This window comes from Kribbella sp. NBC_01510 (genome assembly GCF_045040325.1).
Taxonomy (GTDB): domain Bacteria; phylum Actinomycetota; class Actinomycetes; order Propionibacteriales; family Kribbellaceae; genus Kribbella.
In genome coordinates this window covers 8,425,306-8,442,242 of record NZ_CP109418.1, presented here as the reverse complement: position 1 = coordinate 8,442,242, position 16,937 = coordinate 8,425,306, and the positions used below count along the sequence as shown (strand labels likewise).

General features: G+C 68.7%; 16 protein-coding genes. 11 read left to right on the top strand and 5 right to left on the bottom strand.

Features of this window, described 5'->3' with window-relative positions; all coding sequences use genetic code 11:
- Nucleotides 1–96: 96 nt before the first annotated feature.
- Nucleotides 97–342, bottom strand: coding sequence for an antitoxin (locus OG558_RS41190; RefSeq protein WP_329479453.1), 246 nt, complete (start codon nt 340–342; stop codon nt 97–99).
- 127 nt (nt 343–469) lie between these two features.
- Nucleotides 470–712 carry a hypothetical protein gene (locus tag OG558_RS41185; RefSeq protein ID WP_405067886.1) on the bottom strand — a complete coding sequence of 81 codons (243 nt, stop codon included), beginning with the start codon at nt 710–712 and terminating at the stop codon, nt 470–472.
- A 121-nt stretch (nt 713–833) separates the two neighbouring features.
- On the opposite strand from OG558_RS41185, the gene miaA reads away from it, so the two are divergent.
- From miaA to ggt, 4 genes are all read left to right on the top strand, one after another.
- Nucleotides 834–1,823 (top strand): tRNA (adenosine(37)-N6)-dimethylallyltransferase MiaA, encoded by a 990-nt coding sequence (gene miaA, locus OG558_RS41180; RefSeq protein WP_405067885.1) that lies wholly within the window; start codon nt 834–836, stop codon nt 1,821–1,823.
- The gene (locus OG558_RS41175) at nt 1,810–2,325 is read left to right on the top strand and encodes a SigE family RNA polymerase sigma factor (protein WP_405067884.1); all 516 of its coding nucleotides are present in this window, start codon (nt 1,810–1,812) and stop codon (nt 2,323–2,325) included. Before miaA ends, OG558_RS41175 begins: the two co-directional genes overlap by 14 nt.
- 7 nt (nt 2,326–2,332) lie before the next feature.
- Complete coding sequence (locus OG558_RS41170) at nt 2,333–3,028, top strand: hypothetical protein (protein ID WP_405067883.1); 696 nt, start codon at nt 2,333–2,335, stop codon at nt 3,026–3,028.
- Nucleotides 3,029–3,108: 80 nt separating this feature from the next.
- Entirely contained in the window at nt 3,109–4,914 is a 1,806-nt protein-coding gene (gene ggt / locus OG558_RS41165; protein WP_405067882.1) for a gamma-glutamyltransferase, read from the top strand.
- A gap of 70 nt (nt 4,915–4,984) precedes the next feature.
- Here the strand turns inward: ggt and OG558_RS41160 are convergent, their stop codons facing one another.
- Nucleotides 4,985–6,079 carry a M20/M25/M40 family metallo-hydrolase gene (locus OG558_RS41160; protein WP_405067880.1) on the bottom strand — a complete coding sequence of 365 codons (1,095 nt, stop codon included), beginning with the start codon at nt 6,077–6,079 and terminating at the stop codon, nt 4,985–4,987.
- A 98-nt stretch (nt 6,080–6,177) separates the two neighbouring features.
- Here OG558_RS41160 and OG558_RS41155 point away from each other — a divergent pair, with 98 nt between their 5' ends.
- From OG558_RS41155 to OG558_RS41135, 5 genes are read left to right on the top strand one after another with little or no spacing between them, the layout of a single operon-like run.
- Nucleotides 6,178–6,840 carry a hypothetical protein gene (locus tag OG558_RS41155; protein WP_329479442.1) on the top strand — a complete coding sequence of 221 codons (663 nt, stop codon included), beginning with the start codon at nt 6,178–6,180 and terminating at the stop codon, nt 6,838–6,840.
- Entirely contained in the window at nt 6,833–7,477 is a 645-nt protein-coding gene (locus OG558_RS41150; protein WP_329479440.1) for an SIS domain-containing protein, read from the top strand. Before OG558_RS41155 ends, OG558_RS41150 begins: the two co-directional genes overlap by 8 nt.
- Entirely contained in the window at nt 7,467–8,582 is a 1,116-nt protein-coding gene (gene menC, locus OG558_RS41145; protein WP_405067879.1) for an o-succinylbenzoate synthase, read from the top strand. The genes OG558_RS41150 and menC overlap by 11 nt, the downstream gene beginning before the upstream one ends.
- Before the next feature lie 17 nt (nt 8,583–8,599).
- Nucleotides 8,600–10,030 carry a Na+/H+ antiporter NhaC family protein gene (locus OG558_RS41140; protein ID WP_405067878.1) on the top strand — a complete coding sequence of 477 codons (1,431 nt, stop codon included), beginning with the start codon at nt 8,600–8,602 and terminating at the stop codon, nt 10,028–10,030.
- Nucleotides 10,027–11,577, top strand: a complete 1,551-nt coding sequence (locus OG558_RS41135) for an amidohydrolase family protein (RefSeq protein ID WP_405067877.1) — start codon at nt 10,027–10,029, stop codon at nt 11,575–11,577. Before OG558_RS41140 ends, OG558_RS41135 begins: the two co-directional genes overlap by 4 nt.
- 133 nt (nt 11,578–11,710) lie before the next feature.
- On the opposite strand, the gene OG558_RS41130 is transcribed toward OG558_RS41135, so the two are convergent.
- Nucleotides 11,711–11,974 carry a hypothetical protein gene (locus OG558_RS41130; RefSeq protein WP_405067876.1) on the bottom strand — a complete coding sequence of 88 codons (264 nt, stop codon included), beginning with the start codon at nt 11,972–11,974 and terminating at the stop codon, nt 11,711–11,713.
- 104 nt (nt 11,975–12,078) lie between these two features.
- On the opposite strand from OG558_RS41130, the gene dapF reads away from it, so the two are divergent.
- Together dapF and hflX are read left to right on the top strand one after the other, a co-directional pair.
- Nucleotides 12,079–12,921 (top strand): diaminopimelate epimerase, encoded by an 843-nt coding sequence (dapF, locus tag OG558_RS41125; RefSeq protein ID WP_405067875.1) that lies wholly within the window; start codon nt 12,079–12,081, stop codon nt 12,919–12,921.
- Nucleotides 12,922–13,005: 84 nt separating this feature from the next.
- The gene (gene hflX, locus OG558_RS41120) at nt 13,006–14,496 is read left to right on the top strand and encodes a GTPase HflX (RefSeq protein WP_405067874.1); all 1,491 of its coding nucleotides are present in this window, start codon (nt 13,006–13,008) and stop codon (nt 14,494–14,496) included.
- A gap of 63 nt (nt 14,497–14,559) precedes the next feature.
- Here the strand turns inward: hflX and OG558_RS41115 are convergent, their stop codons facing one another.
- Complete coding sequence (locus OG558_RS41115) at nt 14,560–16,935, bottom strand: immune inhibitor A domain-containing protein (RefSeq protein WP_405067873.1); 2,376 nt, start codon at nt 16,933–16,935, stop codon at nt 14,560–14,562.
- Nucleotides 16,936–16,937 lie beyond the last annotated feature (2 nt).

Below are 16,937 nucleotides of genomic sequence, written 5' to 3'. Positions count from 1 at the left end.
GCTGGCGCCGCGACAAGGTGTCCTTTGGGCGTGTTCACCCCTGGACATGACGAAAGGGCCGCAAGGGGGTTTCCCTTGCGGCCCTTCGGGTGGTGATCAGGCGGGCTGGTTCGGGCCGTCCGGGATGTCGTCGTTCTGGCCGTCGAGGCCGTCCAGGCCATCCTTGGCTTTCTCGACACCCTGGGCGATCTTGTCGCCGTACTTGCCGCCCGTCTTCTCGTCGACGAAGTCACCGGCCTTGTCGAGACCCTCGCCAACCTTGTCGCCGTGCTGGTCGACCAGGTCGCCGGCCTTTTCCTTCAGGCCCTCGGCCTTACCCTTGAACTTGTCGAAGATGCCCATCTCCGGGCTCCCATTCCTGCGTAGTTAAGTGCTTACAGACAGCTTGCGGCGATCTTCGCACCTGCAACGCCAGAACTGTGGGATCTCCGCGAGTGCCATGCGGACGGGCCCGGAGTCGGACCGAGACTCAGACGTCGTCGCCAGACGGCTCCGACTCTACGTCACCACCGCTGTCTTCACCCTCGTCGCCAGTGGACTCGACGTCTCCACCACTGAACTCGACGTCGCCGCCACTCCTGGACTCGACATCGCCGCCGCTGCGCTTGAATTCGACGTCGCCGCCACTCTTCGCGGCGAACTCATCGGCCTCGTCGCCCAGCCCCAACTTCTCCTTGGCCGCGTCGGACTCTTCCTCGAACGGATTCGACACTGGTTTCCTCCCGTAGACGTAATGCGATCTGCAGTGTTCCTACCGAACTTTCCGGGTCAACCACAAGGCCAGTCTGGCCCTCTTGGCGGAGTCTTCATAAGGACCCTGTCAGACTGGAGGGATGCCCGATCCACTCGTCGTCGCGGTCGTCGGTCCCACCGCCGCCGGCAAGTCCGACCTGTCCGTTGCCTTGTGCAAGCGCCTCGGCGGCGAGGTGGTGAACGCGGACGCGATGCAGGTCTATCGCGGCATGGACATCGGTACGGCGAAGATCAGTACGACGGAGCGCGACGGCGTACCGCATCACCTGCTGGACATCCTCGATGTCACCGAGACCGCGACCGTCGCCGAGTTCCAGCAACTGGCCCGGCAAGCGATCGACGACTGCATCAACCGCGGCAAGGTCCCGGTGCTCGCCGGCGGATCTGCGCTGTACATCCGCGCGATCCTCGACGACTTCGTCTTCCCCGGCACCGACCCCATCGTTCGCGCCCGCCTGGAAGCCGAGCTGGCGGACAAGGGCTCCGGGGCCCTGCACGAGAAGCTGACGCAGATCGACCCGAAGGCGGCGGAGCAGATCCTGCCCAGCAACGGCCGCCGGATCGTCCGGGCGCTCGAGGTCGTCGAGATCACCGGCGGCCCGTACGTCGCGACCCTGCCCGAGCATCGGTACGTGTATCCGGGTGCGGTCCAGCTCGGTCTCGACGTACCGCGGCCGGAGCTGGACGAGCGGATCGGGCGGCGGGTGGACCGGATGTTCGACGCCGGATTCGCCGACGAGGTGCGAGGTCTGCTGAACAAGGGTTTGATTGAGGGGAAGACGGCCAACCGGGCGCTCGGCTACTCGCAGGTGATCGCGTTGCTGAACGGTGAGATCGACGAGGTGGAGGCGCGGGAGCGGACCGCGCAGGCCACGCGCCGCTTCGCGCGCCGGCAGGACTCGTGGTTCCGTAAGGACCAACGAATCAGTTGGCTGCCGTACGACGCCCCCGATCTGCTGGAGAAGGCACTCGAAGTGATAGCCGAAGGCAACCGGAAGCCGAGCAGCGGCGTAGTCGGGGTGGAAGAAGGCCCGAGTCATCAATCAGGGGCCGTAGATGCGAGGGGGTGACCGTGAGGCCGAGTTCCGCGAGTACCTGCTCGCGGATCGCACCCGACTGATGAGGACGGCTCTCCTGCTGACCGCGGGGGACGTGCACACCGCCGAAGATCTGGTGCAGACCGCCTGCACGCGGGTCTACGTGCACTGGCACCGGATCAAGCACGAAGGCGCCGGCCCTTATGCGCACCGCATCCTGGTCAACGCCTTCCTGGACGAGCGTCGCCGCGCCGGCCGCCACCCCGAGGTGGTGACGGCGGAGACGGTCGAGCCGCGGCTGTCCGACGAGGCGGACCCGGTGGACACCCTGGCCGTGCGCGGGGCGTTGCTGGATCTCGCGCCGCGGCAGCGGGCGGTGCTGGTCCTGCGGTACTTCCAGGATCTCGACGTGGCCACCTGCGCACGGATCCTGGAGTGCACCGAGGGGACCGTGAAGAGCCAGACGGCGAAGGCGTTGAAGCGTCTGAAAGAACTGATGTCCGAGGAAACGGATCGTACGACGGGGAGTAGTTGAGAACACGGTGGACGAGGTCAAGAGGCTGTTGGAGGGGTTCGCGGATACTGCGGCCGATGGGTTGCCGGACGCGGACATCGAGGCGGACGTCGCCCGCGGCCGGCGCGCGCTCCGCCGGATCAAGCGCCGGCGCCGGGTCACCGGAGTACTGTGCGTGGCCGCCGTGTCGGCCGCTGTCCTTGCGGTCGGCAACCAGGTGAAGTGGTGGGGGACCGGCGGCAGCACCGAGGTCGCGGGCGGATCGGGCGAGCCGGAGACCGCCGCCGCGAGTACGACCCCCTCGACGGCCCGACCCGCTCCAGCCAAGAGCGGCGAGACGATGTCCATGTTCGGCGCGACCGTGGCGGAACTGGTGGCGAACAACAAGCCCTGGCGCACGATCGACTGCGCGCTCGCGCCGAAGGGCTGGACCGCCGAGACCCCGATCGCCGCCGGCCGCGTCGTACTCTCGCAGCCCGAGATGCGGACCGCGGACACCGCCGCCAAGATCGTGCTGCAGGCAGCTCCACAGGCGCGCAGTCTGATGTCGGTCCGGGTCACCGACGGGGCCGGCAAGACCTTCCACATCGGCACTCTCGACGGCCGGCTGACCGGCCAGGTGAAGCTCGCCGACAAGTGGCTGCTGGTCCAGCTCCCGAGCGGCACCGTCGAGTGGCCCGACGACGTCCTGCGCCAGTTCATGGACTCCTGCGCCATCAAGTAGGCGCGCCTCGAGTGGCGCACAACCTCGCCGTGGGATAGGCAAGGGCTTGACCCTGTCGCCGACGCCCCGCGGGAGAACTCGTGAAGAAGCTGGTCGCATCTCTGTCTGCAGGTGCCCTTCTCCTGTCCGGTCTGAGTGCGAGCGGAGCCGTCGCGAGCCCGCCGGACCAGAGCCCGGTCAGACAACCGACCGCGGTCGGGTTCGGCGGCGCGGTGTCGTCGGTCGACCCGAACGCGACCAAGATCGGCCTCGACGTACTGCGGCGTGGCGGCAACGCGGTCGACGCCGCGGTGGCCACGGCCGCCGCCCTCGGGGTGACCGAGCCGTACTCCGCCGGTGTCGGCGGTGGCGGGTACTTCGTCTACTACAACGCCAAGAAACACAAGGTGTTCACGATCGACGGCCGCGAGACCGCACCCGCGGACATGCCGTCGGACGCGTTCATGAACAAGGCGACGGGTCAGCCGTACCCCTTCGCGCAGCTGGTGACCTCTGGTGTGTCGATCGGTGTGCCGGGCACGCTGGCGACCTGGGACAGCGCGCTGCGGCAGTGGGGTTCGCTGCCGCTCGGCAAGGCTCTGACTCCGGCCGCCGACCTGGCCGATCGCGGCTTCGTGGTCGACCCGACGTTCCGGCTCCAGACGCTCGAGAACAAGGACCGGTTCGCGCAGGTCGTGCCGACGGCGAAGCTGTTCCTGCCCAACGGCGACGCGCCGCAGGTCGGGTCGGTGTTCAAGAACCCGGAGCTCGCCGACACCTACCGCCTGATCGCCAAGCAGGGCGCGTCGGTGTTCTACCGCGGTCCGCTGGCCGGCGAGATGGCGGCCGTGGCCGAGAACCCACCGAAGACCGCCGACGCCACGCTGCCGTTCTTCAGCGGATACCTCGCCACGGGCGACCTGGCGAAGTACAAGGCGATCGACCGCCAACCGACCAGCGTTCGGTACGACGGCCTGGACGTGTACGGCATGCCGCCGTCGTCATCCGGCGGCATCACCGTCGGTGAGGCGCTCAACATCCTGCAGCCGCAGCACCTGAGGCAGCAGAGCACCACGCAGGCGCTGCACACCTACCTCGAGGCCTCCGCGCTGGCCTTCGCGGATCGCGGTGCGTACATCGGTGATCCGGCGTACGTCGACGTACCGCAGAAGGAGCTGTTGTCACCGGGCTTCGGCGCCGAGCGGTCGTGCTTGATCGACCCGCAGAAGGCCGCGGTCAAGCCGGTGCCGGCGGGCTCGCCGGACGGCAAGTACTCGCCGTGCGCGCAGGGCACGGCCGCCGAGCAGCGGCCGGACACCGAAGGCCGTTCGACCACGCACCTGGTCACCGCGGACAAGTGGGGCAACGTCGTCTCGTACACGCTGACGATCGAGCAGACCGGTGGCAGCGGCATCACGGTCCCCGGACGCGGGTTCCTGCTGAACAACGAGCTGACCGACTTCTCCGCAGTCCCTGACCCCAAGGACCCGAACATCGTGGCGGCCGGCAAGCGGCCACGGTCCTCGATGTCGCCGACGATCGTGCTGCGCGGCGGCAAGCCGTACATCGCGATCGGATCGCCCGGCGGCTCGACGATCATCACCACCGTCCTGCAGACGCTGACGAACCGGCTCGACCGTGGCATGACCCTGCCGGAGGCGATCGCCGCACCGCGCGCGTCCCAGCGCAACACTGCGTCGGTCACCGCCGAACAGTCCTTCATCGACACCTACGGTTCGGCGCTCGCGCCGTACGGCCACACCTTCACGCCGGCAGGTGCTCCCGGGAGCTCGGCGGCCGAGATCGGAGCAGTCGCGGCGCTGGAGTTCCTGCCCGGCGGCGCGATCCTGGCGGCCGCGGAGCCGACCCGCCGAGGCGGCGGATCCGCGGGAACCGTCCGGCCCTGACCGACCCGTTGCGTCCGAAGATGTGAGGGCTATAGACCACGGATCTTCGGACGCAACGGGTCTTCTGGCGCTAGAGCGAGGTGATGATCGCGGCGACCAGGTCGGCTCGTTCGGCCAGGCTCGCCGCGATCACCTGTTCGTGGACAGCGTGGGCGCCTTGACCCAGCGGCCCCAGGCCGTCCAGCGTCGGAATCCCGAGCCAGCCGGTCAGATTGGTGTCGGCGGCCCCTGAAGCCGCTGCTCCATCGACTTCCTGGCCAACAGACCGCCCGGCTGCGATCACCTTCCCCAGCAACTCGTCGGTCGCCGGCGACGGCCGCCAGGCCGGGCGATTCGACATCACGCGCACCTGAATCTCCGCGTTCGCACGCACCGGCTCGAGACCGGTCACCGCGTCGAGTACCGCCCGCTCTGTCTCCGGATCGACGAACCGGAAGCCGATATCGGCCGCCGCAAACCCGGGTACGACGTTCGTCCGGCCGCCTCCGGTGATCGTGCCGACGTTGCACAACACCTCGGCGTACCTGCTGACCACCGCGCGGACGAGGATCAGTTGGTCGACGAGTTCGTCGACCGCGGAGACGCCACTGCCAGGGTCGAGGGCGGCGTGTGCCTCGCGGCCGGTGACCTCGATCCGGACCCGGGTGCTGCCCCAGCGCGATGTCTTGAGGTCGCCGTTCGGATGCGGTGGCTCGAGGCCGAACGCGGCGAGCACCCCGGCCGACTCGGCGGTGACGAGATCGCGGGCCGATGGGGAGCCGATCTCCTCGTCGGCGACCACCACGACGCGCACCGGACGGTGTTCGAGGACGGCGATCTGTTCGAGCGCCGTTTCCAGGACGACGAGTCCGCCCTTCATGTCGAAGACGCCGGGACCGTGGATGACTCCGTCCTGTTCACGCCAGGGCATCGCGTCCTGCAGCTGCCCGACCGGCCACACGGTGTCGTGGTGCCCGAGGAAGAGCAGCGGCGCCTCCGCGGCCCGCGGCCCCCGGCCGGGGAAGTCGGCAACTACGTGGTCGCCGGTCGGTGCTGCGACGCGACGGGCGGTCCCGCCCAGCTCGCGATACCGGGCCAGGAGCCGGTCGGCGAACGCGTTCAGAGCCTGGCTGTCACCGGTCGGCGTCTCGTGCCCGACGTACTCCCGAAGACGATCTGCGGTCATAGATAGAGAACGTATCATCATTCGGGCATCGGTTGACTCGGTTGTTCTGAACAGATTAACTCCGGTTATCTGATACGTATCTTCGAGAGGAGTGGCCGGTGCACGACAGTTTCCGGACCGTCTCGCTCACCACCGGTGCGCAGTACGCCGAGGCCTCGTCGCTGTACCGCGAGGTGTTCGGCTACCAGCAGCCGGACTACGGGCTGAACCCGCGGCTCCTCGGTGCGCTGGCGGGCAACGGCGGCTCGGTCGTCGGTGTGCTGGACGAGGCGGATCGGCTCGTTGCCTTCGCCTACGGCTTCTGTGGCACCGACGGCCGCGGCTTCTACCACTACTCGCAGTCGGCCGTGGTCGCCGCGGGACAGCAGGGGCGCGGCCTGGGCCGCCGGTTGAAGCATGCGCAGCGCGAAGTGGCCCTCGGTTCCGGCATGACGCGGATGCGCTGGACCTACGATCCGTTCCAGATCCGCAACGGGCACTTCAACCTGGATGTGCTCGGCGCCCGAGGCCGCTGGTACGTCCCGGACATGTACGGCCCCGGCACCGACCGCGTGGTCGTCGAGTGGGATCTGACCCGCGAACCCGAGCCCACGGAAGTGGCCGCTCAGCTGGTCCTGCCGGCCGAGGTCACGGACGAGGTCCGGCAGGTGTGGCGAGACAGTTTCGTGGAGTTGTTCGGCAAGGGCCTCGCCGCGGTGTCGTGCCGCCGTCGCCCCGACGGGACTGCCGGCTACGACTTCGGACCGGTGGACGATGACTGAAGAGGCCCGCAACCGCGAACTGGCCAGCCCGCACCAGCGGTACGACGCCCGCCTGCAGAGGCGATCGTCGACCCAGTTGCAGCGCCGAGTGGTCGAGCAGGAACGAGCCTCGATCGAGCAGGCGCTCGACCGGATCCTGGCCGACGACTCGATCGCCCAGGCGGCAGCCCGGATCGTGGCCGCCCGCCGCCGGTTCATCATCGGCTCGGCGAAGTCGTTCTCCTACGCCTCGCTGCTCGCCTTCGACCTCAGCGCCGGCCTGTCCCAGGTCACGCTGATCGACGGCACGGTCGTCCGCGGTGTCGACGTACTGTCCGACGTTCGGTCCAACGACCTGATGGTCGCGTTCTCGCTGCGCCGCTACCGCCGCGACACCGTGGAGATCGCCCGCGCCTTCGTCGAGGCCGGCGGTGAACTCGTCGCCGTCACCGACTTCGAGGACGCGCCGCTGGCGAAGATCGCGAACCAGAGCATCTACGTCGCCACCGGGAGTGCGTCGTACGTCGATTCGCCCACGGTGGTGGCGTCCGTGCTGCACGTGCTGGCGACCCTGACCACGGCGAGCGCGAAGGGCGCGCGCCGGCGGCTGGGAGAGCGCGACCGCCTGAACACGGAGCTGGGACTGTATGTCAACTGACCTTGAGATCACCGCTGCCCGGCTGCACCGGGTGCGGATGCCGCTGGTGCACGCGTTCCGCACCAGCTCGCACCGTAAGACGTTTCTCGATCACATCCTGGTCGAGCTGGAGGACGCGTCCGGAGCTGTCGGCTGGGGCGAGATCGCTTCACCGTCGGATCCGTACTACGCCCCGGAGACGGTCGAGACCTGCTGGCAGATCGCCGAGCATTACCTCTTGCCGGCCGTGCTCGGTCAGCAGTGGCAACACCCGGAGCAGGTCTCGCGATTGTGGGCGAAGGTCCGCGGCAACCAGTTCGCCAAGGCAGGTGTGGATGTCGCGGCCTGGGTGTTGTGGTCGGCCGTGCGGGGAGTGCCGTTGGCCGAGGCGCTCGGCGGGACCCGGACCGAGGTGGTCGCCGGGGTTTCGCTCGGGATCGAGCCGACGATCGACGGCCTGCTGGCCGAGGTCGAGCGGCAGGTCGCGGCCGGCTATCCGCGGGTGAAGCTGAAGATCGCGCCCGGCTGGGACGTCGAGCCGGTGCGAGCGGTGCGCGCCGCCTACCCGGAGCTCGACCTTCATGTCGATGCCAACGGCATCTATTCCGGGGACGACCTGGACTACCTGCGGGCCCTGGACGAGTTCGGCCTGACGATGATCGAGCAGCCGTTCGCGCCGCGGAACCTGCTGGATCACGCCCGCCTGCAGCGACAGGTGGCGACCCCGATCTGCTTGGACGAGAGCATCGAGACGCTCGACGACCTCGAGACCGCCGTATCCGTCGGGGCGTTGAAGGTGCTCAACATCAAGGTCTCGCGGATGGGCGGACTGACGACAGCCCGCGCCGCGCACGACCGCGCGCAGCAGGCCGGGATCCCGGTCTGGTGCGGGGGCATGCACGAGTTCGGCGTCGGCCGCGCGGCCAACGTCGCGCTCTCCAGCCTGCCCGGTTTCTCCCTCCCGTCGGACGTGTCCGCCTCGGACAAGTACTACGCCCAGGACGTCATCACCCCTCCGGTGACCGCGTCCCGAGGTGTCGTCCAGGTGCCGACGGGACCAGGTCTGGGTCACGCGCTCGACACCGACCTGATCGCCGCGAACACCGTGGCCACGCTCGCTCTCTGACAGAACAGGACCCTTGGATGAGTCAGGACCTACGCACGGACGCCCCGGCGAACGCTTACCAGACGAAGCTCGCGACCGGCCGTCGACACTGGCTGAACGCGATCGCCGCGATCGGGTTGCTGGCGTCGGTCGTCGCCGGGCTGCTCACGGACGGCCCGACGTTGTGGGGCCTGCTGCCGATCGTGCTGTACGCCGTCTTGTGCCTGCTGGGCATGGACATCGTCGTCGGCACCGTCATCTCGGTGCTGTCCGGCATTCTGATCGTCGGGCTGAGCCCGATCGAGACCGGCACGTTGCTGGGTAAGTCGCTGGCCGACTCGGTCACGGCGATCGGCCTGATCATCGTGCTGGGCGCCGGCGTCGGCGAGGTGCTCAGGGTCACCGGCGTGGCGACGACGATCGTGTCGGGCGTGATGCGCGTCGCCGGGGATCGCAGCCGGGTCGCGGTCGTCGTCGGTGTGATGGTGTCGTGCCTGGCCCTGGTCGCCAGCCTCGGCACGCTGGCCGGTGCGCTCGCCATCGCGGCGCCGATCGTGCTGCCGATCACCGCGCGGCTGGGCTACACCCGCGCGGCGACCGCCTCGATGATCTTCATCGGCGGCTGCGCCGGCCTCACGGTCGCGCCGTTCGCGGGATCGAACGTCGCGATCATGACCGCGGCCGACGTCAACTACCTGACCTACCTCGGGTACGGCGCCGGTCCGCTGGCCGTGCTGTCTCTGGTGCTGGGCCCGTTCGTGGTGGCCTACATCCAGCGCCGGACCGCGGGCACCGGCGACGAGTACGACCTCGCCGAACTCGTCTCCGACGACAGCGCGACCACCGCTCGGGCCCCGCGGGCCGCGACGGCCACCTTCCTCGTCGTACTGCTCGGCAGCGTCGTGTACGCGACAGTGACCGAGGCCGGCACGAACTTCCCGTTGCTCGCGCTGCCGGTGCTGGGGATCGTCACCGGTCTGGCCGGCCGGCTGAGCGCCCGGGACATCGCCGAGCACATGTACCGCGGCGGCGCGAAGCTGATCAGCATCCTGCTGCTGTTCTGGTTGCTGGCCGCCCTGTTCGCGCTGATCGACCAGCTGGCGCCGTTCAAGGTCATCCTCGACGAACTCGGGCCCGAGCTCGCGACGGTGTCCGGGTTCGGGGTGGCGATCGCGATCGCGTTGCTCGGCTGGGTCGGCGTACCCGGCGCCACGGCGGCCCAGGTCGTCCTGCTCGACAAGGTGTTCGGGACGCTGGCGGCGAGCGCGGGCGTGGGTCCGGGCGCGTGGGTCGTGGTGCTGCTCTTCGCGTCGAAGGCGGACACGTACGGGCCGTTCCCGAACGCCAACATGGTCGGTGCGATGGGCCTGGCCCGGTCCTCGGACCTGAAGAGCATGCTCATCACCGGATGGATGATGCTGGTGCCCGCCTGCGTCATGTACGCCGGGATCCTGCTGGTGACGACATGATCGCGATCACCGGCGGACTCGTCCTGGACGGCACCGGGACAGAGCCGGTTGCGGCGACGGTGGTGGTAGACGGCGGCCGGATCGCCGATGTCCTGCCGCCCACCTCGCAGCCGGCCGACTCCGCGGTGATCGATGCCGCAGGCAACATCGTGGCGCCGGGCTTCATCGACCTGCACTCGCACGCGGACTTCAGTGTGCGTACGTCGCCCGAGGCGACCACCCAACTGCGTCAGGGCGTGACCACCCTGGTCACCGGGAACTGCGGCTGGTCCCCGTTCCCGATCACGGACCTGGAGTCCATGCGGACCGGTACGGCGTTCCTCGACCCGAAGCACGACTGGTCGTGGCGGGACACTGGCGAGTTCGCCGCATCCCTGGAGCCCGCGGCCGTGAACGTCGCGCTCCAGGTCGGCCACTCGGCGCTGAGGATCGCAGCGATGGGCAACGCGGAGCGGGCGCCGTCACCGGACGAGCTGCGGACGATGCAAGACCTGCTGCGCATCGCCGCGGAGCAAGGCGCTGTGGGCTTCTCGACCGGCTTGATCTACGCGCCGGGTGCCTACGCGGAGTCGTCCGAAGTCGCCGCCCTGGTGGCGACCGCGGCCGACTGCGGGCTGCTCTACTCGACCCACATCCGCAACGAAGGCGCGGGTCTGCTCAGCGCATTGGACGAGGCGATGACCGCGGCGAGGGCAGCCGGCGCAAGACTCGAGGTCTCGCACCTGAAGTCCGTCGGCGAACGAAACCACGGTCTGGTCGTCACGGCGCTCGAACGCCTCGACCAGGCCCGCACAGACGGTCTGGACGTCACCTGGGACGTCTACCCCTACACAGCCTCCAGTACGACGCTCACCACCCGGCTGCCCACTTGGGCGATGGACGGCGGCACGCAAGGTCTCCTGGCCAGGCTCGCCGATCGGACCGAACGCGAGCGGATCGCCGCCGCTCTTCGCACCGGTGACCTGTTCGATCCGGACGCGGTCGTGATCGCGTCGGTGCCACCCGGCCGGTACGAGGACTGTCGCGGCCTCAGCCTCGCGGAGATCGCCCGGCGCGACGAGGTGGACGCGGCCGAAGCCGCACTGAGGGTGCTCGAGCACCACCGGGCCGCGGTCAGTGTGGTCAACCACGCGATGAGCGAGGACGACGTCGTGACCGTGCTGCAGCACCCGTGCACGAGCGTCGCGAGCGACGGCTGGATCCTCGACGCCACCGGGCCCGGCCACCCGCATCCGCGCAACTTCGGCACATTCCCCCGGGTCCTCGGCCGGTATGCGCGGGACCTCGGCGTACTCTCCCTGCCCGAGGCGATCCGCCGGATGACCTCACTGCCCGCGTCCCGGCTGGGTTTCTCCGACCGCGGTGTGATCAAACCCGGTGCCGTCGCCGACCTCGTCGTACTCGACCCATCGCGAGTCGCCGACAGGTCGACGTACGACGATCCCTGGCAACTGTCCGTCGGCATCGAGCACCTGCTTGTCGGGGGTCAGCAGGTGCTGGCCGACAGCGTACCTACGGGTAAGCGGCCGGGGCGCGTCCTCACTTGACGCGCTGTCCCCGGGCTCGCCCTCCCAGCGGACGTGGCCGCCTCGGAGAAGTACTACGCCCAGGACCGGCGGCCAACCCTTTGGAGGCGAGGTAATCGATGCCACAGGCAACATTGTGGCATCGATCGTCCGCTCAGGTCGTCTTGAACCGCTTGGGTTCGCTCGGCAACGGGGGAGGCGTGACGGCGGCGTCCTCGGCGGTCGTCTCGAGCCATCCGTCGTACTCGGTCAGCAGATCGTCGAGTTCGCTCCGATCCACATCGCGCAGTACGACGACCCACGGGTGGTCCTCGTCGTCGTCCTCGCCGTGGAAGCGGCCGCGCCGTACGTCACCGTCCAGCCGGGCGGCGACCGTCTCGGCGTCCTCCTGCTCCCAGAAGTAGGCGATCAGCTCCATGGGCAACACCGTACGATCTTCCTCATGGGCGAGCGAAGCGAGGCCATCAGAAGGCACAGTGCATCTCGTGTCTCATCCGCGCCCGGAGCGAAGCGAGGACGTGGATGAGCAAGTTTGCTTGGCTGAAGGGGCACGGCACGGAGAACGACTTCGTGATCCTGCCCGACCCCGACGGCACGATCCACGGCGAGCTGGACGCGTCGGTGGTGCGCTTCCTGTGCGACCGGCACGCCGGCCTCGGGGCGGACGGCGTCCTGCGGGTGATCGAGGGCGGCCGGCAGTCGTACGTCGAGGACGGCGGCGACTGGTTCATGGATTACCGCAACGCCGACGGCTCGATCGCGGAGATGTGTGGCAACGGCGTCCGCGTCTTCGTGCGGTATCTGACCGAAGCCGGGCTGACCGGGGGCAAGCCGGTCCGGGTCGGCACCAGAGCCGGCGTCAAAGAGGTCGTGCTGAACGACGACGGCACGCTGACGGTGGACATGGGCGAGCCCACGCTGCCCGGTCCGGCGGGCGTGGTCGTGGAGGCGAACGGGCACCAGTGGCCGGCTGTCACCGTGGACATGGGCAACCCGCACGCGGTCGCCTTCGTCGACGACCTCCGTGAGCCCGGCAACCTGTGCGACCAGCCCACCTGGTCCCCCCAGGAAGCGTTTCCCGACGGCGTGAACCTCGAGTTCGTCGTACGGCGGGGTCCGCACGACGTCGAGATGCGGGTGCACGAGCGCGGATCGGGGGAGACGCGATCCTGCGGGACCGGGACCTGTGCCGTGACCGTGGCGGCCGCGCGGGCGGCCCGGGACGAGCTCCCGGTCACGTATCGCGTCGGCGTACCGGGCGGTGAAGTCACCGTGACGTGGCGTGCGGACAACCATCTGGAGCTGACCGGACCGGCCGTGATCCACGCTCGCGGAGACTTCGATCGGGCCTGGTTACCGGCCTGAAGGGGAATTCAGGTACCGCGTGGGGCGTTGACGTGGTTAATCGGGTCGCCTGTACTAGGTGGCCCGTGCCACGATGGAAGGTATATGACGACCCATTCGAACTTTTACGACGAGACCACCGACGTCGAACTTGACCTCACTGAGGGCGATGACTCCGGCGATTCGTTGACGGGTCACGACTCGCACGACTCCGAGCTGGGCACCGAGGGGCTCGAGCTCGAGGAACGCCAGGCCCTGCGCCGTATAGTCGGCATGTCGACCGAGCTGACCGACATCAGCGAGGTCGAGTACCGCAAGCTGCTGCTCGAGCGGGTGCTGCTGGTCGGCGTCTGGACCGAGGGCAGCGCCGAAGACGCGGAGAACTCGCTGGCCGAGCTGAAGCTGCTCGCCGAGACCGCCGGTTCCGAGGTGCTGGACGGCGTGATCCAGCGGCGGAAGAAGCCTGACCCGGCGACCTTCATCGGTTCCGGCAAGGTGGCCGACCTGCGCAACCTGGTCGCGTCGCTCGGCGCCGACACGGTGATCGCCGACGGCGAGCTGGCCCCGGCGCAGCTGCGCAACCTGGAGGACAAGCTCAAGGTCAAGGTGGTCGACCGGACCGCGCTGATCCTGGACATCTTCGCGCAGCACGCGAAGAGCAAGGAAGGCAAGGCCCAGGTCGAGCTGGCCCAGCTGCAGTACATGAAGCAGCGCCTGCGTGGTTGGGGTGGCAACCTGTCCCGCCAGGCCGGTGGACGCGTCGGCGCGGCCGGTGGCGGTATCGGTGGCCGTGGTCCCGGTGAGACCAAGATCGAGACCGACCGGCGCCGGATCAACACCAAGATCTCCAAGCTCCGCCGTGAGCTGAAGGACATGAAGGGCACGCGGTCGACGATGCGCCAGGAGCGCCGCCGGCACTCGATCCCGTCGGTCGCGATCGCGGGTTACACCAACGCCGGCAAGTCCTCGCTGCTGAACAAGATCACCGGAGCCGGTGTCCTGGTCGAGAACGCGCTGTTCGCGACGCTGGACCCGACCACCCGGCGGACGACGACCTCCGACGGCCGCGTGTACACGTTCACCGACACCGTCGGGTTCGTCCGGCACCTGCCGCACGACATCGTCGAGGCGTTCCGCTCGACGCTGGAAGAGGTCGCGGACGCGGATCTGCTGCTGCACGTGGTCGACGGTTCGCACCCCGACCCGCTGGCCCAGATCCAGGCGGTCCGCGAGGTGCTCGGCGAGATCGGCGCGACGGACGTCCCGGAGATCATCGTGATCAACAAGGGCGACCTGGCCGACCCGATCGCGCTGGCCCCGATCCTGCACCGCGAGCCGGGCGCGATCATCGTCTCGGCCCGCACCGGCGACGGCATCGACAAGCTCAAGGCGCTGGTCGAGGCATCGCTGCCGCAGCCGGACGTGGCCGTCGACCTGCTGCTTCCGTACGACCGCGGCGACCTGGTCTCCCGGATCCACTCCGAGGGCTCGGTCGGCCAGCTCGAACACACCGCCGACGGCACCCGCCTCACCGCCAAGGTCCATCCCGACCTGGCCGGCGACCTGACGCCGTACCAGGTGGCAGCGGCTCAGTAACCGAACACGAAACAGCCCCCGAGGTCTTGGCCTCGGGGGCTGTTCTTCGTGCTGCTCAGGGTGTCACTTGCGCTTGGAGACCTGGACCGTCATGGTCGTTCCGTTGCGCGAGAGGACCTTGATGTTGACGCCGTTGTTCGGCACCTTGACGCCGTTCTGCGGCTGCTCCGGGTACCAGTACTGCTTGCTGTCGTTGAAGGTGGAGACAGCATTCTGGCCGCGGATGTAGTTCGCCTGCCCGTTGACGTGCAGGGTGAACGAGTCCGCCTTCTCCAGACCGAACGGCGCGTCGTACCCGGCGATCCGCGGCCGCCAGATCTGGCCGTCGAGACGGTTGATCGGGACCGGGTGGCTGTCGATCGGCAGCACCAGACCCTGACCGGGGTGCTCGTTGGTGTTGTTGTCCTCCTGCGAGGTGTCCCAGTACCAGAGCAGCAGACCGTCCTGGTACGGGAAGTGCTCGACCTTGTCCGGCAGCGTGCTCGCCCAACCGAAGTTGTACGGGCCGGTCTGCAGGTACTGGTCGTGGTCGACGTAGTTGATGTGCGACGCCATGTAGTAGTTGTCGTGCAGGGTGGTGAAGCTGGCGCCGGCCGCGCTGAAGCCGTTCAGCGTCCAGCCGTCGGGCGAGGTCTCGGCACCGGACGTGACCACCGCGGTCGTGCCTGAGGTCACCGCGATCTCGTCGGCGAAGAAGCCCTTGCCGCCGGCCGCGGGGTCGGTGGTGTAGCGGAACTGCAGGCCGATCGTCTTGCCGGCGTACGCCGACAGGTCGAAGGTGGCCGGCTGCCAGCCGGTGCTGGTGCCGTCGATGCCGTTGCCCTCGGCCGCCTTGGTGATGTTGCCGGCGATCGGCTTGTAGCCGGTGCCGTCGTTCACCTCGACGTAGGCGTAGTCACAGGCCTCCGCGCCACAGTCCTCGATGTCCCAGTTGGCCTGGAAGGTGAGGCTGGCGGGCTGGCCGGCCGGCAGCGTGACCTGACGGTTCATCGTGTGGGTGAAGTTGTTGCCTTCACCACTCCACCATGACTTGGTGCCGGCCGCTGGTGGCACCAGGTCGTGCACCAGGGGCTTCTTCGGCAGCGTCACCACCAGGCTCTGGGGTTTCTTGGTGTTGTACTCGTGCGGGCCGAGCTCGACGGTCCGGTTCTGACCGGCCGCGACGATCTCGTAGTCCAGCCAGCCGAGCTGCAGCTTGTCCCACGCGTTGAAGTCGGCCGCCTGCTCGCCGATGCCGCCGTCGGTCGGCTTGCCGACCCGGCTCTGGGCCATGATCGTCCACCAGTTCACGCCGTTCTCGACCGGCGCGCCGGAGGTGTCGTACTCGTCCGGCAGACCCAGGTCGTGGCCGTACTCGTGGGCGAAGACGCTGATGCCGCCGTTCTCCGGCTGGATCGTGTAGTCGCCGACGTACAGGCCGGTGTCGCCGATCTGGGCGCCGCCGCGGTTCGGCTGGTTCACCGGGCCGCCGGGGAAGTTGGCGTACCAGCGGTGCGACCAGATCGCGTCCTCCCCCTGCTGCGGGTCGCCGTCGGCCTGGTCGCCGCCGGCGTGGACGATCTGGAAGTGGTCGATGTAGCCGTCCGGCTCGTTGAAGTTGCCGTCACCGTCGTAGTCGTAGCGGTCCCACTGGTCGAACGTCTTCAGGTCCGCGGTGATCTGCGCGGTGGTCCGGCCGGCCGCCTTCTGGTCGGCGACCCACTGGTTGACCGCGTCCTGGATCAGGAACCAGGTGTTGTTGCAGACGTTGCCGGCACACGGGAACCCGTTCGACCGGCCGTAGCGGGCCTCGTTGTACTTGACCTTGACCCAGTCGGTGACCTCGCCGTCGACGCTGTACCGGCCGGACGACTGCTTCTCGTAGTACTTCTTCACCGAGTTGCCGGTGCCGAAGTACAAGTCCTGGAAGTGCTTCTGGTCGTAGTTCGGCTGCCAGACGGTCGAGTTGTCCACCGACCGGTCCGGCGCCGGGATCTGGTTGTTCAGCGGGCCCTCGAAGGTGGCCGGGCCGGGGATGCCGGCGTTCTGGTCCTTGTCCGGGTAGCTCGGGTGCCGCTCGTTGCCGAACTCGGCCAGCACGACGAAGATCTTGTCGGTCTTCTCCCGGCTCAGCTCGACGTACTGGTCGACCCGGCCGTTGGCGTTCTTCACACCCTTCGCGCCGACCTGCTTGCTGCCGAGGTTGACGACGGTGCTGCCGTCGCGCTGCTCGACCTTGGCGGTGCCGTTCAGCACCTTGGTCAGGGCCTCCTGCCGCAGGTCACGGCGCTTGTCCTCCTGCGGGCTGGACAGTTCGTCCGGCGCGGGTGCCGCCTCACTCGCGACCGGCGCGGCGCCCATCTCCCGGGGCGGTGTGGCGGCATCGCTGGCCGAGGCCCACCCGAGCCCGGCCGTTGCCGCCAGTGCCAGGCTGAATAGCCCGGCGGGTAGCTTGCGCACGA

Bases quoted from the DNA above. Each gene is read 5' to 3' on its own strand.
- OG558_RS41190 (WP_329479453.1), bottom strand. From the start codon at position 342: ATGGGCATCTTCGACAAGTTCAAGGGTAAGGCCGAGGGCCTGAAGGAA.
- miaA (WP_405067885.1), top strand. From the start codon at position 834: ATGCCCGATCCACTCGTCGTCGCGGTCGTCGGTCCCACCGCCGCCGGC.
- OG558_RS41175 (WP_405067884.1), top strand. From the start codon at position 1,810: ATGCGAGGGGGTGACCGTGAGGCCGAGTTCCGCGAGTACCTGCTCGCG.
- OG558_RS41160 (WP_405067880.1), bottom strand. From the start codon at position 6,079: ATGACCGCAGATCGTCTTCGGGAGTACGTCGGGCACGAGACGCCGACC.
- OG558_RS41150 (WP_329479440.1), top strand. From the start codon at position 6,833: ATGACTGAAGAGGCCCGCAACCGCGAACTGGCCAGCCCGCACCAGCGG.
- menC (WP_405067879.1), top strand. From the start codon at position 7,467: ATGTCAACTGACCTTGAGATCACCGCTGCCCGGCTGCACCGGGTGCGG.
- OG558_RS41140 (WP_405067878.1), top strand. From the start codon at position 8,600: ATGAGTCAGGACCTACGCACGGACGCCCCGGCGAACGCTTACCAGACG.
- OG558_RS41135 (WP_405067877.1), top strand. From the start codon at position 10,027: ATGATCGCGATCACCGGCGGACTCGTCCTGGACGGCACCGGGACAGAG.
- OG558_RS41130 (WP_405067876.1), bottom strand. From the start codon at position 11,974: ATGGAGCTGATCGCCTACTTCTGGGAGCAGGAGGACGCCGAGACGGTC.
- dapF (WP_405067875.1), top strand. From the start codon at position 12,079: ATGAGCAAGTTTGCTTGGCTGAAGGGGCACGGCACGGAGAACGACTTC.
- hflX (WP_405067874.1), top strand. From the start codon at position 13,006: ATGACGACCCATTCGAACTTTTACGACGAGACCACCGACGTCGAACTT.